This window comes from Kitasatospora sp. HUAS MG31 (genome assembly GCF_040571325.1).
Lineage (GTDB): Bacteria > Actinomycetota > Actinomycetes > Streptomycetales > Streptomycetaceae > Kitasatospora > Kitasatospora camelliae.
Genome location: NZ_CP159872.1, coordinates 631,116 through 652,247 on the forward strand (window position 1 = coordinate 631,116; position 21,132 = coordinate 652,247).

Annotated in this window: 26 protein-coding genes; 10 read left to right on the forward strand and 16 right to left on the reverse strand. The window is 75.3% G+C overall.

From position 1 onward, the window contains the following. Positions 1-39 precede the first annotated feature (39 nt). Complete coding sequence (locus ABWK59_RS02940; protein WP_354637694.1) at positions 40-672, reverse strand: helix-turn-helix transcriptional regulator; 633 nt, start codon at positions 670-672, stop codon at positions 40-42. Positions 673-1,202: 530 nt separating this feature from the next. Here ABWK59_RS02940 and ABWK59_RS02945 point away from each other — a divergent pair. Then, positions 1,203-2,117: a GNAT family N-acetyltransferase gene (locus ABWK59_RS02945; RefSeq protein WP_354637695.1), complete on the forward strand. Its 915-nt coding sequence runs from the start codon at positions 1,203-1,205 to the stop codon at positions 2,115-2,117. A 42-nt stretch (positions 2,118-2,159) separates the two neighbouring features. Continuing rightward, complete coding sequence (locus tag ABWK59_RS02950; RefSeq protein ID WP_354637696.1) at positions 2,160-2,591, forward strand: hypothetical protein; 432 nt, start codon at positions 2,160-2,162, stop codon at positions 2,589-2,591. Between the two features lie 41 nt (positions 2,592-2,632). Here the strand turns inward: ABWK59_RS02950 and ABWK59_RS02955 are convergent, their stop codons facing one another. Beyond that, positions 2,633-3,448 carry an alpha/beta fold hydrolase gene (locus ABWK59_RS02955; RefSeq protein WP_354637697.1) on the reverse strand — a complete coding sequence of 272 codons (816 nt, stop codon included), beginning with the start codon at positions 3,446-3,448 and terminating at the stop codon, positions 2,633-2,635. 225 nt (positions 3,449-3,673) lie between these two features. On the opposite strand from ABWK59_RS02955, the gene ABWK59_RS02960 reads away from it, so the two are divergent. Beyond that, positions 3,674-3,901, forward strand: a complete 228-nt coding sequence (locus ABWK59_RS02960) for a hypothetical protein (protein WP_354637698.1) — start codon at positions 3,674-3,676, stop codon at positions 3,899-3,901. A 141-nt stretch (positions 3,902-4,042) separates the two neighbouring features. Beyond that, complete coding sequence (gene pstS / locus ABWK59_RS02965; RefSeq protein WP_354637699.1) at positions 4,043-5,152, forward strand: phosphate ABC transporter substrate-binding protein PstS; 1,110 nt, start codon at positions 4,043-4,045, stop codon at positions 5,150-5,152. Between the two features lie 43 nt (positions 5,153-5,195). Here pstS and ABWK59_RS02970 read toward each other — a convergent pair whose 3' ends face one another. From ABWK59_RS02970 to ABWK59_RS02980, 3 genes are all read right to left on the reverse strand, one after another. After that, on the reverse strand, positions 5,196-5,396 hold the full coding sequence (locus ABWK59_RS02970) for a DNA-binding protein (protein WP_354637700.1): 201 nt from the start codon (positions 5,394-5,396) through the stop codon (positions 5,196-5,198). Between the two features lie 78 nt (positions 5,397-5,474). Further along, positions 5,475-5,786: a hypothetical protein gene (locus ABWK59_RS02975; RefSeq protein WP_354637701.1), complete on the reverse strand. Its 312-nt coding sequence runs from the start codon at positions 5,784-5,786 to the stop codon at positions 5,475-5,477. Further along, positions 5,783-6,319 carry an RBBP9/YdeN family alpha/beta hydrolase gene (locus ABWK59_RS02980; protein ID WP_354637702.1) on the reverse strand — a complete coding sequence of 179 codons (537 nt, stop codon included), beginning with the start codon at positions 6,317-6,319 and terminating at the stop codon, positions 5,783-5,785. Before ABWK59_RS02980 ends, ABWK59_RS02975 begins: the two co-directional genes overlap by 4 nt. A gap of 173 nt (positions 6,320-6,492) precedes the next feature. On the opposite strand from ABWK59_RS02980, the gene ABWK59_RS02985 reads away from it, so the two are divergent. Beyond that, positions 6,493-6,891, forward strand: coding sequence for a DUF4440 domain-containing protein (locus ABWK59_RS02985; protein WP_354637704.1), 399 nt, complete (start codon positions 6,493-6,495; stop codon positions 6,889-6,891). 93 nt (positions 6,892-6,984) lie between these two features. On the opposite strand, the gene ABWK59_RS02990 is transcribed toward ABWK59_RS02985, so the two are convergent. From ABWK59_RS02990 to ABWK59_RS03025, 8 genes are all read right to left on the reverse strand, one after another. Further along, positions 6,985-7,467, reverse strand: coding sequence for a cysteine/serine endopeptidase inhibitor (locus ABWK59_RS02990; protein WP_354637705.1), 483 nt, complete (start codon positions 7,465-7,467; stop codon positions 6,985-6,987). Positions 7,468-7,676: 209 nt separating this feature from the next. Next, the gene (locus ABWK59_RS02995; RefSeq protein ID WP_354637707.1) at positions 7,677-8,006 is read right to left on the reverse strand and encodes a MazG-like family protein; all 330 of its coding nucleotides are present in this window, start codon (positions 8,004-8,006) and stop codon (positions 7,677-7,679) included. 239 nt (positions 8,007-8,245) lie between these two features. Further along, positions 8,246-9,172 carry a hypothetical protein gene (locus ABWK59_RS03000; RefSeq protein ID WP_354637708.1) on the reverse strand — a complete coding sequence of 309 codons (927 nt, stop codon included), beginning with the start codon at positions 9,170-9,172 and terminating at the stop codon, positions 8,246-8,248. Next, positions 9,169-9,516, reverse strand: a complete 348-nt coding sequence (locus ABWK59_RS03005; RefSeq protein WP_354637709.1) for a PadR family transcriptional regulator — start codon at positions 9,514-9,516, stop codon at positions 9,169-9,171. The genes ABWK59_RS03000 and ABWK59_RS03005 overlap by 4 nt, the downstream gene beginning before the upstream one ends. A 45-nt stretch (positions 9,517-9,561) precedes the next feature. Next, the gene (locus ABWK59_RS03010; protein ID WP_354637710.1) at positions 9,562-12,267 is read right to left on the reverse strand and encodes an FtsX-like permease family protein; all 2,706 of its coding nucleotides are present in this window, start codon (positions 12,265-12,267) and stop codon (positions 9,562-9,564) included. Continuing rightward, the gene (locus ABWK59_RS03015; RefSeq protein WP_354637711.1) at positions 12,264-13,010 is read right to left on the reverse strand and encodes an ABC transporter ATP-binding protein; all 747 of its coding nucleotides are present in this window, start codon (positions 13,008-13,010) and stop codon (positions 12,264-12,266) included. Before ABWK59_RS03015 ends, ABWK59_RS03010 begins: the two co-directional genes overlap by 4 nt. A gap of 288 nt (positions 13,011-13,298) precedes the next feature. Then, a complete protein-coding gene (locus ABWK59_RS03020; RefSeq protein ID WP_354637712.1) occupies positions 13,299-13,547 on the reverse strand; it encodes a hypothetical protein in 249 nt (82 codons plus the stop codon). Positions 13,548-13,772: 225 nt separating this feature from the next. Then, the gene (locus ABWK59_RS03025) at positions 13,773-14,609 is read right to left on the reverse strand and encodes a class I SAM-dependent methyltransferase (RefSeq protein ID WP_354637713.1); all 837 of its coding nucleotides are present in this window, start codon (positions 14,607-14,609) and stop codon (positions 13,773-13,775) included. 87 nt (positions 14,610-14,696) lie between these two features. Here ABWK59_RS03025 and ABWK59_RS03030 point away from each other — a divergent pair, with 87 nt between their 5' ends. The 3 genes from ABWK59_RS03030 (at position 14,697) to ABWK59_RS03040 (ending at position 16,489) form a co-directional block, all read left to right on the forward strand. Next, on the forward strand, positions 14,697-15,293 hold the full coding sequence (locus ABWK59_RS03030; RefSeq protein WP_354637714.1) for a TetR/AcrR family transcriptional regulator: 597 nt from the start codon (positions 14,697-14,699) through the stop codon (positions 15,291-15,293). A gap of 75 nt (positions 15,294-15,368) precedes the next feature. After that, complete coding sequence (locus ABWK59_RS03035) at positions 15,369-15,761, forward strand: GNAT family N-acetyltransferase (protein ID WP_354637715.1); 393 nt, start codon at positions 15,369-15,371, stop codon at positions 15,759-15,761. A 155-nt stretch (positions 15,762-15,916) separates the two neighbouring features. Then, positions 15,917-16,489 carry a dihydrofolate reductase family protein gene (locus ABWK59_RS03040; RefSeq protein ID WP_354637716.1) on the forward strand — a complete coding sequence of 191 codons (573 nt, stop codon included), beginning with the start codon at positions 15,917-15,919 and terminating at the stop codon, positions 16,487-16,489. Between the two features lie 105 nt (positions 16,490-16,594). Here the strand turns inward: ABWK59_RS03040 and ABWK59_RS03045 are convergent, their stop codons facing one another. Next, positions 16,595-17,362, reverse strand: a complete 768-nt coding sequence (locus ABWK59_RS03045; RefSeq protein WP_354637717.1) for an SDR family oxidoreductase — start codon at positions 17,360-17,362, stop codon at positions 16,595-16,597. Positions 17,363-17,518: 156 nt separating this feature from the next. On the opposite strand from ABWK59_RS03045, the gene ABWK59_RS03050 reads away from it, so the two are divergent. After that, complete coding sequence (locus tag ABWK59_RS03050; protein ID WP_354637718.1) at positions 17,519-18,061, forward strand: histidine phosphatase family protein; 543 nt, start codon at positions 17,519-17,521, stop codon at positions 18,059-18,061. 89 nt (positions 18,062-18,150) lie between these two features. Here ABWK59_RS03050 and ABWK59_RS03055 read toward each other — a convergent pair whose 3' ends face one another. Next, the gene (locus ABWK59_RS03055; protein ID WP_354637719.1) at positions 18,151-18,813 is read right to left on the reverse strand and encodes a TetR/AcrR family transcriptional regulator; all 663 of its coding nucleotides are present in this window, start codon (positions 18,811-18,813) and stop codon (positions 18,151-18,153) included. A 62-nt stretch (positions 18,814-18,875) separates the two neighbouring features. On the opposite strand from ABWK59_RS03055, the gene ABWK59_RS03060 reads away from it, so the two are divergent. After that, the gene (locus ABWK59_RS03060) at positions 18,876-19,619 is read left to right on the forward strand and encodes an alpha/beta fold hydrolase (protein ID WP_354637720.1); all 744 of its coding nucleotides are present in this window, start codon (positions 18,876-18,878) and stop codon (positions 19,617-19,619) included. Between the two features lie 70 nt (positions 19,620-19,689). Here the strand turns inward: ABWK59_RS03060 and ABWK59_RS03065 are convergent, their stop codons facing one another. After that, entirely contained in the window at positions 19,690-21,093 is a 1,404-nt protein-coding gene (locus tag ABWK59_RS03065) for a PLP-dependent aminotransferase family protein (protein WP_354637721.1), read from the reverse strand. Positions 21,094-21,132: the final 39 nt, after the last annotated feature.

Sequence of the window (21,132 nt, forward strand, 5' to 3'; positions counted from 1 at the left end):
GTGCGGGCCCGACGGCCTGACCGTCCATCAGGCCGCCGCTCATATCAGGCCCGCCCGCAGCGCGTACGCCACCGCGTGCGCCCGGTTGCGCAGGCCCAGGCGGCTCATCGCGCTGTGGATGATGTTCTTGATCGTCCGCTCCGAGTAGTTGAGCCGCTCGGCGATCGCGGCCGTCTCCATCCCGTCCGCGAGCAGCCGGATCACCGCGACCTCGCGGACCTCCAGCGGGGTGGTGGTCAGGCCCTGCGGCGCCAGCACGTCCAGCTGGATCGCCCGCACCCACTCGACCAGCCAGGCGATGCCGTGGCCGGGCAGCTGGGCGTGCCCGCCCGCGGCCCCCACCACCGCGCGCAGCAGCTGCTCGGGGGCGGCGTCGCGGCGCGGGATCACGCTGGTCACGCCGTAGTTCACGGCCCGTACCAGGTGCTGCTCGCGGACCACGTCCCCGACGATCACCATCCGCAGCGCCGGGTTGGCCGCCTCCCGGGCCCTGCGCTCCAGGCAGACCAGGGTGTCCTCGGTGACCTCGTCGGTCAGCACCAGCAGCACGTCGGCCTCGGCCGAGCGCGTCGCGGGCAGCAGGCTCACCCGGGGCGAGGGACGGAGCATGGCGGCGACCCCGGCGCCCGAGATCGGGTCGCCCGACAGCACGGCCACAGAGACGGTGTCCAAGGGAATCTCCAGCGAGTCGAAACGAGCGGGAGACCTCCGGCCGACGCCGGACGGCAGCACTCCGCAGCCATGCCCCCCGTCCCGGCCGCACCGGCCGCCCACCGCCGGTCTGCAGTCCCCGGCCGTCCCCGCTGCGGGAGGGCCCGGCGCCCACGGCCCCGGTGGGCCGCGCGCCGACGCGGCCGGACGCCGGGGATGAGGGTGCGCGCTCCGGCCCGCCCGCGTGGTGGCGGGCGGACCGGCGGAGCGGCGCATCACCCCGACGTGCCCGGAGCATGGTCCGTCCGGGCAGACCTCACGTTAGGAGGGAGCGGGCGGCGGGCGCATGACGGTAGGGACCGAAAGATCCGGGCGTGCGGGCCGAAGGACCGCCACCGGGGGCGGCCGGCGGAAGCCGGACATCCTGGCACGGCCCGCCGCCGGTCGCCAGGGGCTGCCGCGGGTTCCGGCCCGGGCGGACCCGTGTTCCGGGGGCGCGCGGGCCACCGAACCGGTCGACAGGGCGGGGCCGGATGGCGCAGAGTCACGCCATGGCCGATTCGTTTCTCCCGGCGCTGCCGCCCCCGTACCGGTGCCGTCCCGCGACCGCCGCCGACGCCCGCGCCGAGGCGGACCTGCTCGCCGCCTGCGAACCCGCGCCGCCGGAGCGGGCCGGGAGCGTCGACGCCGGACCGGTCACCTCGTTCGGTCCCGGCCCCGGCCCCGACACGCTCCTGGTCCACGACCCCGCCGGCCGGCTCGCCGCCCGCGCCCGGGTCAGCGGCGGCCGCCGCTGCACGGTGCACGTCCACCCCGCCCACCGCGGCCGGGGGCTGGGCGGCGCCCTGCTCGACTGGGCCGAGACACGGGCCCGGCAGGCGGGCGGCGACCGGCTCGGGCAGACCGTCCCGGACGAGGACCTCCCGGCGGTGGCACTGCTGCGCTCCCGCGGCTACGAGCCGTTCGTCACCCAGTGGCTGCTGGAGATCGCCCTGCCCGCCGGGCACCCCGTCCCCGCCCCTCCCGCCGGGATCGCGGTCCGGGGCTTCCGGCCCGGCGACGAGCGGGACGTGCACCGGCTCACCGAGGACGCCTTCGCCGCCTGGCAGTCCCGGCGCAAGCCGTACGAGGAGTGGGCCCGGCTCACCGTCGAGCGGGACGCCTTCGCACCGGACCTCTCGCCGCTGGCCCTCGCGGACGGCCGGCCCGTGGGCGCGGTCCTCGCCCTGCGGCACCCGGACAGCGGCGAGGGCCACATCGACCGCGTCGCCGTCCGGCCCGACCACCGCAGCCGCGGCATCGCCGGCCTCCTGCTCCGCGAGGCGTTCCGCCGCTTCCACCACCAGGGCCTGAGCACCGCCACCCTCTTCACCCACTCGGCGACCGGCGCCCTCCCCCTCTACCGCCACCTCGGCATGACCGTCCGCCACAGCTCCACCGTCTACGGCAAGGCCCTGCGCGGCTGACGGTCGCCACCGCCGGTCCCGGGGCGCGATAGCGTGGCGGCCGTGGACGACACCCCTCCCGCCCTTGAACTCGCCCGGCCGGTCCGCGGGGTGGAGGTGCTGTCCCGGCAGACCCTCGGTGCCTGCGCGCCGACCTTCGGCCGGGTGGAGCTGGACTTCGAACCGCTGCCCCCGGGCGGGGTCCCGCGCGTCGAACTCGCCTGCACCGCCCACCCGGAGCCCGACCCCGCGTACGAGGCCGCGCTGGCCCGCGGCGTGCTCCGGGAGCTGTCCGGCAGGGGGACCCGGGATCCGGAGGCTCGGCGCGGTGTGCCGGTCCGGGCGCTGGTCCTGGTCCGCTCCCTGCGCTGGCACTGGACGGACTCCTGCGAGCGGGTCTTCGACCGGCTGGGCGCCCTCGCCGTCCGCGAGGCCCTCGCCTGCGGGGCCGAGGACCGGTCTCCCCGGCTCGTGGTGACCCGGGTCCGGCTGTAGTACGGCTGAAGTTCGCTCGCAGCCCGGGCCAACCGCCGCGGTCAGGACTTGACGAACTCCAGCAGGTCCGCGTTCAGCTGGTCCCGGTGGGTGACGAACAGCCCGTGCCCGGCGGTGGGGTACTCGCGGTAGTCCGCGCCGGGGATCAGCTCCGCGGTCCGGCGGCCGGTCACCGCGGGCGGGGCCCCGAAGTCGGCGCCGCCGTGCACCACCAGCGCGGGCACGGAGATCCGCCGCAGCCCGTCCCGGTGGTCGGTGTGGAAGGAGGAGGCCAGCAGCTGGGCGGTGGCCCACGGGGAGGCGGACATGCACTGCCGCAGGGTCCAGTCGACCAGCGCCTCGGAGACCCGGTTCTTCAGGTGGGTGGCGTACCAGGCCTGGGCCTGCCGGGTGAACCACTGGGGCCGGTCGGTGCGGAAGTCGTCCAGGGTGTCCTGCAGCACGGCCTCCGGCACGCCCTCCGGGTTGTCCTCGGTGAGCTTGAGGAACGGCAGCACCGCCGACACGAACGCCACCCGCGCGATCCGCTCCTCGCCGTGCCGGGAGAGGTACCGGGCGACCTCGGCGCCGCCGATGGAGTGGCCGACCAGGGTGACCTCGCGCAGGTCGAGGTGGTCCAGCAGCGCCGCCAGGTCGTCGGCCGAGGTGTCCAGGTCGTACCCGGTGGACGGCCGCTCGGACCGGCCGTGCCCGCGCCGGTCCAGGGTGACGCAGCGGTGACCCCGGTCCGTGAAGTACGGGATCTGGTACTCCCACATGTCGGAGTTGAGCGCCCAGCTCGGGACGAACACGATCGCCGGACCCCGGCCGTAGTCCTCGTAGGCGAGCCTGGTCCCGTCCGCGGTCTCGAAGAACATCCGCCGTCCCCCTTCTCGTTCGCCCCCGCACCGTGCGGCGACGAACGACAGTCTCACCCGATCGACCGGCCACCGCGATGACTTCACTGGTCATGTCCCGAAGTCCCGTGCACCCGGGCGCCGTTCACCCGTCGGTACCGGCGCCGTCGGCGTACCCGCCCACCAGGCGGAACCGGGTTCGGCATCCGCGGCGACGAGCCGCCCGAGAAGGCCGGCGCCGCCACCATGAACGGCCGCTCCACCCTGCGCGTACACACGGGCAGCCCGAACGCCGGCACCGACCTGTACATCGCCACCGAGGGCAAGCCCTTTCCCGTGAAGCTCACGCGCCCGGTCGGGCCGACGGCCGGCACCGCGTCCTTCAGCGACTTCGACGCGCCGGTGACCGTCACCGAGCCGCCCGCCGACCAGGTGGTCGACCTCGCCGCCGTCGGCAAGCCGGCCACCACCTGACCGGCGCGGGCCGGGCACGGGTCCCTCCCCCGGTGGGGCCGTTCGGGGGAGGGGCGGCATGTCGGCGCGGCCGGTGGCGGGGCCGCGCCGAGACTGGGCGCGACCCGTGACCGCGACCGTCAGCCGTCCTGGAGCGCCCCCATGACCCGCCGGACCGTGTCCGCCGTCCGTCTGCTCGCCGGCACCGCCGCCCTCGCCACCCTCCTGTCCGCCACCGGCTGCGGCTCCGACCCCGCACCCACCATCGCCCTGCCGTCCGGAGCCAGCATCGCCTGCGCCGGGTCCGGCCAGTTGCTCGGCGCCGGATCCACCGCTCAGGCCAACGCCGTCGACATCTGGAAGACCACCTTCAGCGCCGCCTGCCCGAACGTCATCGTCACCTACGGCGGAGGCGGATCGGGCGCCGGCGTCCAGCAGTTCATCCAGGGCAAGGTCGCCTTCGCCGGCTCCGACGCCCCGCTCAAGCCCGAGGAGATCACCGCCACCGCCCAGGCCTGCCCCGGCGGCCACGGCGTCGACCTGCCGATGGCGGCCGGCCTGATCTCCCTCGCCTACAACCTCGACGGGGTCGACCACCTCGTCCTCGACGCCCCCACCATCTCGAAGATCTTCAACGGCCAGATCACGGACTGGAACGACCCCGCCATCACCGCCCTCAACCCCGGCACCACCCTGCCCGCCACCGGCATCCAGAGCTTCCACCGCTCCGACGACTCCGGCACCACCGCCAACCTCACCGCCTACCTCGCCGCCGCCTCCGCCGGCGCCTGGCCGTACCCGCCGAGCAAGACCTGGGCGGGCAGGGGCGGGCAGTCTGCCAACGGCTCGGCCGGCGTCGCCGCCCAGGTCAAGCAGGTCAAGGGGTCCATCGGCTACATGGAGCTGTCCTTCGCCCAGAGCAACGGCCTCAGGAGCGCCGCCATCGCCACCGGCGCCCCGCAGCCCGCGGACGCCACCGCCGCCAACGCCGCGACCACCTTCGCCGGATCCACGGTGGCCGGGACCGGCAGCGACCTCGCCCTCAAGCTCGACTACACCACCGAGCGGCCCGGTGCCTACCCCATCGTCCTGGTCACCTACGAGATCGTCTGCGACAAGGGCAACCGGGCTTCCACGCTCGACGCCCTCAAGGCCTTCCTCACGTACACCATCAGCGCCCCGGGCCAGCAGGCCATCGGCACCGTCGGCTACGTCCCCCTCCCCCAGGAGGTCGCCTCCAAGGTCCAGGCCGTGATCCCCACCCTGTCCTGACCACCCGCCCGGGGCGTCCACGCGGGGGCGTCGCGGGCGGGGCTCAGCCGAGCGAGAGGCCGCGCGCTTCCAGGGCCTCCGGGAGGCGTCCGAGCGCCTTGGGGCCCATGCCGTGCAGCTTCTTCAGTTCGGCGGCCGGCACCCCCGCCAGCTCGCTCAGCCGGGTGTAGCCGGCCTGGGCGAGCGCCCGGGTCGCCGGGGCGCCGATGCCCGTGGGGAGGCCGTCCTGATGCTCCGCGTCCATGCCGCCGATCCTGCCCGACCGGCGGGCGATCCACCGCCCTGACACCCCGCGAGCCCGGCACCCCGACCCGCGCGCGGCTCAGCCCTCCGCGTCCTCGACCAGGCCGCAGGCGTGGGGGAAGGAGCGCAGGTACGCGCGCCGCGCCGGATCCGGCTCCGCCACGGCCGCCTCGTCCAGGACCCGCAGGAACCGGTCTCGCTGCTCCTCCGGCAGGCGGAGCAGCACCCAGCTCACGTGTTCCGCGATCCGGACCGCGGCGTCGGGGTCGACCTCGTCGTCCTCGCACTCGTCCAGGAACCGGACGAGGTCGACCACCAGCCCGGCGAGGACCGGCACCAGCGGGTCCTCGCCACCGTGCCCGGAGCCGGCGGCGTCCATCGCGGCCGTCATCCGGCCAGCTGGTCGAGGAGTTCCCGGCCGGCGGGCCAGTCGCCCAGTCCGGAGGCGGAGTTGAGGTGGCCGTACGGGCCCGCCAGGACGAACCGGGCGCCCCAGGCGTCGGCGAACTCCTGCGAGCGCTCCACCGTGCACCAGGGGTCGTCCGAGCCGGCGACCACGACGGAGGGGAACGGCAGCGGGTTCAGCGGGACCGGGCAGAAGTCGTCCAGGACGGCCACCCCGGCGCGCTCGATGTCCGCGGGTGCCACCAGGAGCGCGCCGGCCACCTTCGCGCCCGCCCGCTCGGCCGCCCAGTGCGCCGCCAGGATGCAGCCGAGGCTGTGCGCGACCAGCACCACCGGGTCCGTACGGGAGGCCAGTTCGCGGTCGAGCGCGTCCAGCCAGTCGCCCAGCACCGGGTGGTCCCAGTCCGCCTGCTCCACCCGCCGGAACGCCGGGTCGGCCGCCTCCCAGCGGCTCTGCCAGTGCTCCGGACCGGAACCCTCGTAGCCGGGCAGGACGAGGAAGCGGGGCGATACGGTCATGGCGGGCGATCCCTCCCGAGGCGCGACGAACGCCCCGATCCTACGGGCTGCCGCCGTACCGGCCCGGGCCCGGCCGACCTGCGTGGAACCGACGCGGCCTGCGTGCTCCGCCCGGTCTCCGGGGGACCCGCCGGACCTGTCGGGCGCCCGGGTGCCGGTGCTACGGTCGCGGCATGTCCAAGACCGAGATCGACGCCCTCACCGCCGAGTTCTTCGGCGCCTTCGACAACCGCGGCGGCCGGCCCGCCGACGTGGCCCGGATCCGCCGGCTGATGCTCCCCGGCGGCGTGATCGTCAACACCGGCCCGGAGCTCACCGTCTACACCGTGGACGAGTTCGTCGAGCCCCGCGAGAAGCTGCTGGCCGACGGCCGGCTGGTGGAGTTCAACGAGTGGGAGACCTCCGAGCGGACCGAGATCGCCGGACGCATCGCCTCGCGGTTCGGCGAGTACCGCAAGTCCGGGGTCCTGGACGGCGAACCCTTCGAGGGCGGCGGCACCAAGACCATCCAGTTCGTCCGGACCCCGGACGGCTGGCGGATCTCCGCCTTCGCCTGGTACGACCAGCCCTGACACCACCCCTGCCGGCGGGACGCCCGCCCGCCCCGACGGCGGTCCGCCAGGGCGGGCAGGCGTGTCTCTCACGCGCGTCCTGGGCGCCGCGGCTCAGCCGATCGTCGACCCCACGATCGGCTCGGAGATCGGTACGGTCTCCCCCGCGAAGCCGGTCTTGACGAACTGCCAGGTCAGACCGTTGATCACGCCCTGGCCCAGCGGGGCGAGCCGGGCGAAGGCGGGCTGGCTCAGGTCGAGGTGGGTGTTGGCGCAGGACGGGCACTTGTCCCTGACCGGCACGGTGATGGTCTTGCCCTGGTAGGTGACCTTCACCGAGATGCCCTTGCAGAGCGGGTCGTTGTTGGGATTGGCGGTGGTCCACCAGGCGTGCGAGACGGCGACCAGCATCTGGTTGCCGGCGTTGATCTGGGTACCGCAGGCGCCGAAACCGGCGTCGTTGTAGTACGTGGCCTTGCCGCTCATCGGCTTGTTCACCGGTATCGCGGCGCTGGCGTCCCCGGCTCCCAGGGCGATCAGCGCGGCGGCGGCGAGCGGTGCGCCGGCCATGATCCTGACGTTCCTCGTGACTCGCATGGTTTCCCTCCGGTTCGCTGCGGGCGGGCCTGGTCGAGCACGGGCGGCGCGGCCCGTCGCCCGACCAACCGGCCTGCGACGAAGCGGAGTTCACTGCTGCCGGACCGCCGCCCGTGACGGGAACGTATGCCACGGGAACACCAGTGGTCCAGACATCTGGCATGTTGTCATGGACACATGACGGGAGAGTTTGCCCACGGTCCATCCGGTCAACTCGCCCCCGTCACCCCCTTGCCGTCCCGCGCGAAGGTCGCCCGCAGGTGCTCCTCGAAGAACCAGCGCGGATCGCCGCCCATCCGGGCCAGCAGCACCAGCGCCGTCACCGCCACGTCGCACGCCTCCTTGCGGACGTCGTCCCAGGAGTGCGAGAACCCCTTGCGCGGGTTCTCCCCCAGCGCCCCGATCGCCGCCTCGGCGACCTCCCCGGCCTCCTCCTGGAGCTTGACGACCTGCACCAGCCAGCGCTGCTCGCCGTGCAGCCTGCTGTGCGAATCCAGCGTCCGGGCAAGCGAGTTGATGATCTTCCAGGTCTCTTCCATGAGCTGGGATCCTGCCCGTGTTCGAACCACTCGTTCAACCAGGGAGAGTTCGGGAGCGTTCGTCCCGAACAGTGCCTTTTCGATCCCCGGGCTCCCGGCGGAACGCTCCCTCAGCGGCGGACCGTCGCCGGCAGAGCGGCATGCGGCAGGACGAGGAGGCCGTCCTCACCGAGGAACTCCCGGGACATCGCAGAAGCACCGCTTCACCACCGAGCGCTTCTCCGGGCGCCGCCGCACCTCTAGGACCGGCGTCCGAGCGGCAGCCGGGCCGCGACGGCCAGTGCCACCGCGAGGGCCGCCGCCCAGGGCAGCAGCCTCGCCACTCCGCCCGCCTGCTCCCACAGGCTGAAGAGGCTGAAGGAGGCCGTCAACGGCAGTACCGCGACCCCTGCGGCCGCGGCTCGCAGCCGGCCGTGTGCCGCACACAGCACCATGAGCACCAGCGGCACGACCAGCAGGGCGAGCGGCCACCAACCGTCCATCAGGTAGCGCGTGTCATATCCGCCCTGAGCACGCGTCACCGCGAAGCCCGCGGCCGCCCCGGTGAGCACCAGCAGCCGGGAGTGCCACCCCGGGGGCTCCAGCAGATCCGGCGGGGCGGCGGCGAGCAGCGCGCCACCCACCAGGTACGGGACCAGGGCGGTCGCTCCGTACAGCAGTAGCCAGCTGTCCTGCGCGGCCACGGCCAGCAGGCCGATCCGCAGCGCACCGAGCAGGGCCACCCCGAGGGCCAGCACCCGCGCCGCCCGCCAGACGCCGAACACCGAGGTGGCGGCGAGCAGGGCGGGGACCACCGTCAGGCCCAGCACGGCGAGGCTGCCGGGCAGTTCGGTCCACGGAACGGCGAGGCCCGCCCGGGCGGCGACGCGCATCTCGTGGGTGCGCGGGTCGCCGAAGCCGGGGAAGGCCCCGAGGCCCAGCAGCGCGCCGGCGAGCAGGGGTGCGGCGGCGGCGAGCAGTCGGCCGCCGAGAGCGGTGGCAGTCAGGCCGGTGCGCAGCCGCAGTCCGTACGCGGCGAGGTCGAGCGCCTCGCGGGCGGTGGCCAGCCGCCCGGCTCCGGCGGTGGTGTCGGCGAACACCTCGGCGAGTTCGGCTCCACGGTCGCGGCGGTAGCGCGCCGGGTAGAGCGCGATGGCGGTGCGCAGCGCGACCGTGCGGGCGGTCACGCCGTCGCGCCGAACGGGCGGACCGCCGGGGCGCCGAGGCGCCGCTGCGCCTCGACGGCGACCGCGCGCAGCCGTTCGGCCTCGGCGGCCAGCACCTCGCGCCCGGCGCCGGTGAGGGCATAGGTGCGGCGGGCCCGGCCGTCGACCACCTCTTCGGCGGCGACCTCGATCAGTGCCTGCTGGAGCAGCCGGTCGAGCGCCCCGTAGAGGGTGCCGGTGCGCATGCGCACCCGCCCCCCGGAGATCGCGTCGATCTCGCTGATCAGCGCGTATCCGTGCCGGGGGGCGTCGGCGAGGGCGGTGAGCAGCAGGAGGGTGGACTCCTGCATCGCACGTTCGGTCATACGACTACATATACCGCCGAACGACCTATCCGTGCCAACCCCTGTCTACCCGCGCCACGGTCCGCCGCGCTCCCGCCGGACCGCGCCGAGGAGTCCGGCCAGCAGCGGGAGGACCAGGACGAGCAGGGCGATCGTCGGCCACGGCGCGTCGGCGAGGTGGACCGACGGGGAGCCCGGCTGTCCGGCGGCGCGTGAGCGCAGCAGGGCGAAGGCCGGGACGGCGCCGCTGACGGTGCCGAGCACTGCGCCGAGCAGGGCGATCAGACCGGCCTGGAGTCCGGCCAGGGTGCGCCGGGTACGCGGTCGGGCGCCGATCGCGGTGAGCACCGCCCGGTCGCGGCGGGCGTCGGCGGCGGCCAGGGCGGTGGCGACCACCGCCGCGCCGAGCACCACCAGGCCGGCGAAGGCGCTCAGCGCCACCCCGATCAGGCTGTCGGTCGGCCGGTAGCCGCGCTCCACCTCCAAGGTGGCGTACGGGGCGAGCCGGGCGACCGTGGCGGCGGCCCGCCGCTCGGCCTTCTCCGGGGTGGGTGCCGTCGGCAGCCAGATCGACCCGGCCGGCTCCACCGCCAGGCCCATCCCGCGGACCGTCTGCACTCCGACCACCAGCGGCGCGTAGCGCAGGGTGGCGGGCCGTTCGACCAGCACGCCTTCCACACTCTCCTCCCGTACCGCGCCGGCGGCGCCCTGCATCCGCAGCCGCACCCGCCCGTCGTGCAGGTACCCGGGGTCGGTGACCACGGCCTTCCCGGTGGCGAGCGCGGCCTCGGCGGCCGGATCGCGCAGCGCCAGCAGGTTGTGGAGCACCGCCGCGTCACCGACCACCAGCGGGCTGGTGACGGGCTGTCCGTAGCGCTGCCCGCCCTCGGCGTAGACGGTGGCCCGGCAGCCCTCGCAGAAGAGGTACTCGGCCTGGTACAGGTCGGCACGTTCGCCGAGGTCCGGCAGGTCCTGGGCGAGCGCGGTGCGCAGCTGCGGCAGGGTGGCCGCCTCGCCGTGGCTCTCCAGATGGACCGAGTTGACGGGGCGCCGGAGCTGGTAGGCGGCCCGGTCCTGGGCCTGTGAGCCGGTGGTGTGCACGCCGACCGCGACGGCCCCCGCCACCGCGGCGAGCACGGCGGCTACCGCGGGCGCGGTCCGGGAGCGGTGCCGGGCGGTGTCGCGCAGCGCCAGTCGGGGGCCCAGCGGCAGGCGGCGGGCGAGCCGGCCGCACAGAGCGAGCAGCGGCGGGGTGAGCAGCAGCAGCCCGAGCTCGGCGGTGACCGCTCCGGCCAGCACCGCCAGGGTGCGCAGGGACAGACCGGCCAGCACCGGAGCTCCGCCGACCTGGCCGGCCACCGCCCCGTACAGCGCGATCCCCGCGCCGGCGGCGACGGTCGCCAGTCCGAGCAGCGGCACCCAGCGACCGGGCGGCCGGACGGTGTCCCGGCCGGTCAGCCCGGCCAGCACCTCGCGCCGTCCGGCCTGGACGGCGGGCAGCAGCGCTGCCAGCAGCGCGGTCGCCACTCCGGTCGCGCCGATCAGCACCAGGTCCAGCGGGCGCAGTGCGAGGTGCCCGAATCGGCTGCCGCCGGCCTGCTCGATCCATGGCCGGAACAGCGCCACGAGCCCGCAGCCGAGCGCGGTGCCGAGCCCGGCTCCGGCGGCGCCCAGGACCAGGCCGCCGCCCAGCACCACGGCGCGGATGTGCCCGGGCCGTCCGCCCGCGGCACCGATCAGGGCGAGCTGGCGCCTGGCCTGCCGGGCGCCGATCGCGAAGGCCGGTCCGGCCAGCAGTGTCACCTCCAGCAACGCCAGGGCCGCCGTGGTGGCCGCCGCCATCACGGTGCGCTCCCGCTGGTCAGCGGCGCCGAACGCCTCCTGCCGGTCCAGCGCCGCGGCGGGTGGGTGCAGCGCGACCTGCCGGGCGGCCACGGTGTAGCCGTAGCGGTTGAACTCCCGTACCTGCTCCCAGCCGAGCGCCGCCCCGGCGGGCAGCTCGACCAGCCAGGCGGCCTTGCGGGCGGCGGCGTCCTCCGCCTTCGCGCCGAGCGGCGCGAGGCCGGCGGCGGCCTGGGCGACGTCCAACGGTTCGTACAACTCGCCCGGCCGGGCGACCAGTTCGACCTTGCGCAGGTCTCCTGGGTGTTCCACGGTCCCGGTCAGGGTGTACGGCGCGGTCTCCAGGCCCTGGAGGGTGACGGTGTCGCCGATCCGCAACCCGGTCTCCGCCAGGAACTCCCGGGTCGCGGCGGCTTCGCGCGGGGCGGCAGGCGCGCGGCCGGCCACCAGATCCACCCGTCCCTGCCAGAGTGGCCGGGACAGATCCGCCTCGAAGGTCTCGACGGGGGTCAGCCCGTCGCGGGTGTGCACCCCCGTCACCGGCCCGCTGCGGGCCGGCACCAGCGTGCTGCCGGCCGGCAGCAACTCGTGGAGCAGCGCGGCCGGTTCGGTCTCCGCCGCCCGCCGCTGCCCTGTGCTCGGCACGGCGTTCGCCGGCTGCGGCAGGGTACGTACCCCGTCGTCCGGGAAGACCGCCTGCTCGACCGTCCGCCCCGGGGCGTACGCTCCGATCAGCGCGTCGGTCCGGCCCATCAGCCGGTCGGAGCGCTCGGCGGCGGTCAGCTGCCCGCTACGGTGGACCACGTCCGCGCCGGCCACGCCCAGCACCGGTAGCGCGACCATGGCCACCACCAGGGCGCTGCGGCCGCTCGCCCGCCGTGCGTCCCGGCGGGCGATCCGCAGCGCGGCCCGCCACGACCGGGCGCTCACCGGGCGGCCTCGATCCGCGCCTGCACGGACCGGTCGGTGATCGGCCGATGCACCGACTGGTCCGTGATCCGGCCGTCGCGCAGGTACACCACCCGGTCCGCCCACGCCGCGTGCGCCGCGTCGTGGGTGACCATCACCACCGCCGCCCCCGCGTCACAGCGCGCCCGCAGGACGCCGAGCACCGCATCACCGGTGGCGGAGTCCAGCGCCCCGGTCGGCTCGTCCGCCAGCACCAGCCGGCGCTCGCCGATCAGGGCGCGGGCTATCGCCACCCGCTGCTGCTGACCGCCCGACATGCCGTCGGGGAAGCGGTCGGCCAGTTCGCCGATGCCCAGCTCCGCCAGTGCGGCCAGCGCCTCCGTCCGGGCGGTGCGGGTCGAGGCGCCGTCCAGCTCCCGCGGCAGCGCGATGTTCTCGGCCGCGGTCAGGGCAGGGATGAGGTTGTAGTCCTGGAAGACGTAACCCACCGAGCGCCGGCGGGCATCCGCCAGCCGACTCCGACTCAACCCCTCCAGGGGCGTTCCCTCCACCAGCACCCGGCCGGCGGTCGGCCGGTCCAGCCCGCCGGCCAGCGCCAGCAGCGTGGACTTCCCGGAACCGGACGGGCCCATCACCGCCAGGAACTCCCCGGCGTGCACGGTCAGGTCCACCTCCTGCAGCGCGTACACCTCGGCCGCACCGTCGCCGTGCACCCGGCTGACTCCTTCAAGGCGCAGCACCGCCTGCGCATTCGACCCGGACATGACTCCCCCTTGGAACAACGAATTCACGTGCATACCGAGTATGTATAGCGGGCCGATGCCGGATACTCAAGTGCACGACATAAGTAGTCTAGCTGCATATACTCGTCTGCGGAGCGCTGCTCCGTGGGCGCCGCGCCGGCGTCCGGAGCATCCGGGCAAGCTGCGCGAAATCCAGGTCACGCACCTGACGGTGTGGTGATCGTCGACTCGGTGCACGTCCCCGCGAGCAAGGGGGAGCTGGCACACCAGTGGCAGCCCACCTAGCCGGTCATCCCGACCGGCCGGGGTTCAGCGCGCGGCGTCCTCGGGCCAGAGGTGGCTGGGCGGCTCCATGCCCCCCGGGCGCCGGGGGACGCCCGGACGGAGGGCGCCGCGGAGGGCCGTCCAGACCGGACGGGCGGCCTCCGCGCCGTAGGTCCGGAAGTCCGGGTTGGCCTGGGCCAGGACGGCACCGTCCCGCAGCACCTCCGCCCGGTGGAACCCCGCGTCGGCCAGGGCCTCCGCCCCGCCGAGGTCGCGGACGACCTCCCGGGGCACCACCGTCAGCCAGCCGGGGCGACAGTCGGGTCGACGGCTGCGGCTCGGCTCGGGCGGCGGCCGGGTGACGTCGGATCAGGACGTCCAGGCGAGGCGGAGCCCTGCCCGGCGTCCGGGTTTGGGGCGGCATGGCCGAGGACGCACCACCACCGGCGACCGCCACCGCACCGACTGCGCCCTGGACCGCTTCTGCGAACCCCTCCGCCCCTGAACGGACTTGGCGCATCAGGCGCCCGTGGGTCGCCCGGCGCGTACCGCGGTGACCACCAGGGTGCTGCACCGGAGGGTGAAGGCACCGCCCGCACGGTCGACGGCCGCCCCGATCCCGGCCAGGACGGCGCGCAGGCCGGTGGGCGAGAGCCGGGTGTGGGCGCCGGTGGTGGGGATCTGGTCCAGCCACTCGTCGCGGGTGTAGGTGCGCTCCCAGCCGAACCGCCACTGCTCGGGCTCCTCGAAGGCGCCGGACGCCCGGATGCCGTCGGCCGCACCGGCGCACAGCAGCCGGTAGCCGTCCCGGCCGCCGCTCCCCCACCGGCGGGCGGCGGGCGAGTCGGGCAGTAACCGGCGGTACACCTCGGCGAACGCCTCGGCCAGCGCGGACGGCGGCTGCTCCACGTTCCAGAAGACGGCCAGCCGCCCGCCCGGCCGCAGGACCTCGGCGGCCCGGGCCGGGCCCGCGACCGGGTCCACCCAGTGCCAGGTCTGGGCGGAGACCACGGCGTCGAAGGTCCGACCGGCGGGATCCCAGTCCTCGAACGCGGCGACCTCGACGGCGAGACCGGCCCGGCGGGCGAACCCGGCCATCCGCGGGTCGATCTCGACGCCGAGGACCCGGCATCCGGCGGCGCGGAACTGCCGGGCGGCGATGCCGGTCCCGATGCCGACGTCCAGGAGGTCCGGGCCGGGCGCGGCGGCGGTGACGGCCTGCACCAGGGCGTCGGGGTAGCGCGGTCGGGCACGGTCGTAGCGGGCCGGGTCAACGCCGAACGACTCGGCGACGGCGCGGAGTCGGCGGGAGTCACGGGACGGCTGGGGCGTCTGCTCGGACGGTTGAGTGGGCATGTGCCCACTATGAGTGGGCGCTCGCCCACTCGTCAACCGGGTAGGGTCGGGCGGCGAGGCGGGGACGCCCGAGGACAGGGAGGCACGGTGCCGACAGGAGTGGCCATCCGCGACCCGCGCGAGCAGCTGTTCGACGCGGCCGAACGTGTCCTGCTCCGGGAGGGGCCGAGCGCGCTCACCAGCCGCGCGGTCACCACGGAGGCGGGCTGCGCCAAGGGGGTCCTGCACCGGCACTTCGCCGACTTCGACGCCTTCCTCGCCGAGCTGGTCCAGGACCGCGTCGCCCGCCTGCGGGACCGGGCCGCCGCCCTCGACGCGGCGGCGGGGACGCGGACCGTCGCGGACAACCTGACCGACGCCCTCACCGACCTGTTCGACCCGGTGGCGGTCGCCGTCGTCGCCCTGGTCACCTCACGGGACGACCTCCGCGCCCGCCTTCGGCAGGCCGGCTCCACCGGCGTCCCGCTGCTCACCGAGGCCACGGCGGTGATCGCCGGCTACCTCGCCGCGGAACGCGACCACGGCCGCATCACCCCCGACGCCGACCTCGACACCCTCGCCCCCACCCTCGTCGGCGCGGCCCACCTCCTCTTCGCCGACCGCCACGCCCCCCGCCCCACCCCCGCCTCCCTCCACCACCTCGTCACCACCATCACCACCCCGGTCCGACCGACCACCCACTGAGTGGGCGTACCCGGCCCCCGAGCGGGCGCACCCGTCAGCCGCTGAGGCGCAACCGGCCTGCTTCCCGTCGCGACGATGCGGGACAGGACGGCGGTCGAGATCACCGGGTTCGGGGGCGCGCTCCCGCCCGACGACCGGATCGCGCGGGCCGCGGCCAGGGACGCGAAGGCCGTCCCGGCCGGCGAGGGCGGCACGGTCGTCGCCTACGTGGACGGTGAGCCGGCCGGAACCGGCGGCGTCGCGATCGTGGACGGCGTCGCCCGGCTGACCGGCGGGGTGGTGGCACCGGCCTGGCGGGGCCGCGGGGTGTACCGGGCGGTGCTCGACGCCCGGCTGTCCTACGCCGTCGCGCACGGGACGACGACGGCCCTGGTCAAGAGCAACCCGGCCACGTCCGGCCCGATCCTGCGGAAGGCAGGCCTCACGGCCTTCGGCGCGGAGCCCGTCTACGCCGTCCCGCTGCGTTAGGGTCCGCCTAAGGACGTCGGGCGGGGACCGATGAGTTTCGCCGTGATCCACCGTCAGAGATCACGACGGGTACGCCGCGGCCACGTGGGGGACGGCGGCGTGCACCGCGACCCGACCCGCCGAGAACCGGCCACGAGACACCGAGGACATTCCAGATGCGCACCCTGATCAGCACGGCCTTCATCTCGCTCGACGGCGTCGTGGAGGCCCCCGGCGGTGAGCCCGGCTACCGGAACTCCGGGTGGACCTTCAAGGACGTCGAGTTCATCCCCGAGGCGTTCGAGATCAAGGGGAGGGAGCAGAAGGAGGCGACCGCGATGCTGCTGGGCCGGACCAGCTACGAGGCCTTCAGCCCGGTCTGGCCCGACATGGCGGAGTTCGCCGACTACAAGGTGATGCCGAAGTACGTCGTCTCCACCACGCTCACCGAGGACGACCTGGTCACCAACTGGGGCGAGACCACGATCCTGCGCTCCCTCGACGAGGTCGCCGCGCTGAAGGAGACCGAGGGCGGACCGATCATCGTCCACGGCAGCGCGACCCTGAACCAGGGCCTCTCGGACGCCGGCCTGATCGACCGCTACCACCTGCTCGTCTTCCCGCTCCTGCTCGGCGCGGGCAAGCGGCTGTTCAGCACCACGGACAAGGACACCCAGAAGCTCAGGCTCGTCGAGCACGAGGTCTACGCCAACGGCCTGCAGAAGAACGTGTTCGACGTCGTCCGCTGACCGGCTCCCGAACCGGCCCTGAAGGCCCGGCAGCGGCCCCGCATCGCCCCCGCAGCGGCCCGCCCGCCGGCCCGGCACCCCGAGCGGTGCCGGGCCGGCGGGCGGTCACGCCTGGCGGGTCGGGAGCACGATCAGCTGCCGCAGGTTGACGTGGGACGGGCGGCTGGCGGCGTACCCGACCAGGTCGGCGACGTCGGTGGCGGCGATCGGGCCGATCTGCTGGAACATGCCGCCGAGCTGGCCGTCCAGTCCGAGCTCGGGGTTGTCGATGTGGTCGCCGAGCTCGGTGTCGGTCAGGCCCGGCTCGATGTTGGTCACCCGGACGCCCTGCGGGCCGAACTCCCCGCGCAGCGAGGCCGACAGCTGGGTCACCGCGGCCTTGGTGGCGCTGTAGACACCGTAGTTGGGGAAGGCGATGTGTGAGGCGATGGAGGAGATGTTGACCAGGTCGGCGGTGCCGCCGCGGCCGCCGACCGCGCGCAGGTCGTCACCGAAGGCGCGGGTCACCCGCAGCACGCCGGTCAGGTTGGTGTCGATCATCCGGGTCCACTCGTCGGTCCGGCCGTCCTGCAGCGGGTTGGGCAGCATCACCCCGGCGTTGTTCACCACCAGGTCGACCGCGCCGAGTTCGGCACGGATCCGGGCCGCCGCCGCGTCCACCGACTCCTGATCGGTGACATCCGCGGCGACCGCCACAGCCCGGCCGCCGGCGGCGGCGATCCGGGCGGCGAGGTCCTTCAGCCGCTCCTCGCGCCGGGCCAGCAGGGCGACCGCGGCGCCACTGGCGGCGAGCAGCCGGGCGGTGGCGGCGCCGATACCGCTGGCGGCGCCGGTGACGACGGCGGTGCGGCCGGACAGGGTGGGGTAGGTCATGGTTCTGCTCCTCGGAAAGCGGGGTGGTGCCTTTGCCGGCCGGTGCCGTGCCGACGTCCTCCACCCTGCCGCCGCGGAACGCGCCCACCCAGGGTTCGGATCATCCTGGGTCCGGCAGGACCACCCTCCGTCCGACCACCCGCCCGGGAGGGGCCCATGGCCGTCGAGATCGTCTACGAGACGCACTCCACCACCACCGACAACGAGGCCCGGATCGCCACCGGCTGGCTGCCGGGCCGGCTCTCCGCGCTGGGCCGCCGCCAGGCACGGGAGCTGGGCGAGCGCCGGCGCGGTGACGGGCTGTCGGCGGTGTTCACCTCCGACCTGCACCGGGCCGTGGAGACGGCCGCCCTCGCCTTCCCGGACGGCGTGCCGGAGGTCCACCGGGACGTCCGGCTGCGTGAGTGCGACTACGGCGAGTTCAACGGGCGGCCGGCGGCGCTGGTCGCCGCGCAGCGGGTGCGGCGGATCGACGACCCGTTCCCGGGCGGGCAGAGCTACCGCCAGGTCCTCACCTCCACCGCCGAGTTCCTCCGCGACCTGGCCGCGGGCCGGGACGGACAGCGGGTGCTGCTGATCGCCCACTCGGCCAACCGCTGGGCCCTGGAATGCCTGCTCGACGGGACGCCGCTGGAGCAGCTGCTGGCGGACCCGCCGGCCTGGCGCCCGGGGTGGTACTTCACCCTGCCCACCGGCTGAGGGCCGCCAGGGCTCGTCCGATCATTCGCGTCGCACCGGCGGGAAGGGTCGGACCAGCCCTGCCCCCGGCTCGTCCGGGACCGACGCGCTCACCGGGCGGGGGTGAGGCCGTCCAGGACGGCGGCGACCGTACGGGCGGCGAACTCCGGCTCCAGCGGGCGCCGTCGGAGCACGGCGCGCAGCCAGACCGCGCCGGCCAGCAGGTCCATCACCAGGGCGGGATCGGTGTCCGCGGCGAGTTCGCCGCGGGCGACGGCCCGGTCGAAGACGGCCTGCTCCCTGGCCAGCCGGTCGGCGAAGAACCCGGCGACGGCGCCGGCCAGTTCGGGGCCGCGGGTGGCGGCTCCGAGGGCGGCGACCGCGATGTCGGCGGCCGGCGGCTCGGTCAGCAGGGCCACCACCTGGCGGACCAGGGCATCCAGGTCGCCGCGCAGGCTTCCGGTGTCGGGTACGGCCAGGTCCAGCCGGTCCGAGCCGATCAGCGCGGCGCTCAGCAGCGCCCCCTTGGAGGGCCAGTACCGGTACAGGGTGGTCTTGTTGACCCCGGAGCGTGCTGCCACGCCCTCGACCGTGAGCCCGTCGTAGCCCTGCTCGGCCAGCAGGTCGAGGGTGGCGTCGAGGATCGCCCGCTCCTTGCGCGGACCCCGGGCGGGTCCGCGACCCTGGCCGCGATCCTCCGCGCGGACCTCCCCGCGATCCTCGCCGCGGCCGTGGCCGCCCACCTCCGCTGCGCTGTCCGGCTGCTCTCCCATGCCGCGACGCTACCATGAAAAACAACGCAACGTTGCGTTGTATTCTCCGCTACGGTGCCGTCATGACACCGACCGACATGACACCGACCGAACAGGGCCTGCCCGTCGTCCTCGTCCACGGCACCCGGGTGAGCGGCACGATGTGGCACCCCGTCATGGAGCACCTCCGCCACCGCCATCCGGTGGCCGCCCCCGACCTGCCGGGCCACGGACGGCGGCGCGGGGAGGAGTTCACCCTGGCCGGAGCGGTCGAGGCGGTGGCCGAGGCGGTCGACGGCCTGGGCGGGCGGGCGCTGCTGGTCGGCCTCTCGCTCGGCGGCTTCACGGCGATCGAGACGGCCCGCGTCCATCCCGGGAAGGTCCTCGGCCTGGTGGCGGTCGGCTGCAGCGCACAGCCGCGCGGCGCGCTGCTCGCCGCCTACCGGGCCACGGCCGCCCTCGCCGGACGGTACCCGGCGGCGGCCGACCGGATCAGCCGGTGGGCCTTCCGGTCCGCGCTGCCCGGCGCACCGGGGGCGGCGATGGTCCGCGGCGGGCTGTCCTGCGAGGTGTTCCCTGACGTGGTCGAGGCCGTCGCCGCGACCGATCCGCGGGCGGCGCTGCGCTCGTACCCCGGCCCGGTCTGGCTGGTCAACGGCGAGCGCGACCAGTTCCGGCGCGGGGAGCGGCAGTTCCTCGCCGCCTGCCGGGACGGGCGGCTTCAGGTGGTGCCCCGCCGGGGGCACATCGGCGTGCTCGCGGAACCGGAGGTGCTCGGCCGGGTGGTGCTGGACGCCGCGGCCGCGGTGGCGGTCCGCTCCCGCTGACGTGCTCGTGGAAACCGGCGAGTCCAGACCGACCGGCAACCGCGACGCCGCCCCCAATGGCCGGTCGGTCTCAGTCCAGGACGTCCTCCGGCGCCGCCCGGGCGAGGTCCGCCAGGGTGCCCAGGGCGCGGGTCAGGACCGGGATCGACGGGGAGGCGAGGCCGACCCGGACGGCCGCCGGGGAGGTGCGCGAGCCGACCGCGAAGGCGGCGCCCGGGGTGACGGCGATCCCGGCGCGGGCGGACGCCGCGATGAAGGTCTCCGCCCGCCAGGCGGCGGGCAGTTCCCACCACAGGTAGTACGACCCGGGGTCGGCGGACAGCCGTCCGTGGGTGAGCAGCCGGCGGGCCACCTGCTGGCGCTGCGCCGCGTCCGTGCGCTTGGCGGCGGCCACCGTCGCCAGGGTGCCGTCGGTGATCCAGCGGACGGCCGACTCCAGCGCGAATCCGCTCGGCGCCCAGCCGCCGGAGCGCAGGGCCGCGGCGAGGGCCGGGCGCAGCGGGTCGGGTACCACGGCGAAGCCGGCGGTCAGTCCGGGGGCCAGCCGCTTGGAGAGGCTGTCGACCAGGACGGTGCGCTCCGGCAGTTCCGCGGCCAGTGGCGGGGTGTCGGGGCGCAGGAAGGACCAGATCGCGTCCTCGACCACCGGCAGGTCCAGCCGGCGCAGTTCGGCGGCCAGGTGGGCGCGGCGGTCGGGCGGGAGGGTGCCGCCGAGCGGGTTGTGCACCCGGGGCTGGAGGTAGAGGGCGCGCAGCGGTCCGCCGCGCTGGGCGGCGGCCAGGGTGTCGGGGAGCAGGCCGTGGCGGTCGACCGGCAGTGGGACGAGGGTGATCCCGAGCCGGCCGGCCAGCGCCTTGACCACCGGGTAGGTGAGTTCCTCGACGCCCAGCCGCTGCCCGGGCGGGACCAGCGCGGCGAGGGCGGCGGCGACGGCCTGGCGTCCGTTGCCGGCGAACAGCACGGCGTCCGGGGAGGGGCGCCAGTCGAGGCCGGCCGGTCCGTTCACCGTCGGTTTCCCCGCCGTGTGCCCGTGCGCCGCCGGGCGGTCCGTCCCGGCGGCGAGGGCGGCGAACGCCTCCCGTGCCTCGGCCGTGCCCTCCGCACCGATCGGGCGCAGGGCGGCGGCCAGCACATCCGGTCGCAGCAGCGGTGCGAGGCCCTCGGCGAGCAGGGCGGACTGCTCGGGCACCACAGGGTAGTTGAGTTCCAGGTCGACCGGCGCGCGGGCCGGTTCGGCGAGCGGGACGGCGGTGCCGGGGGTACCGCGGCCCGCCCGGACGAAGGTGCCGCGGCCGACCTCGCCGACCACCAGGCCGCGGCGGGTCAGCTCGCGGTAGACCCGGCCCGCGGTGGAGGCGGCGATGCCCCGGCGGTGGGCGAAGGCGCGCTGGGTGGGCAGTTGCTCGCCGGGGCGCAGCCGTCCGTCGGTGATGGCGGCGGCGAGTTCGTCCGCGATCAGGCGGTAGTCGTCCATCGGTTCATTCCCTCCCATTGCACCGAGTGCAAAAACCAT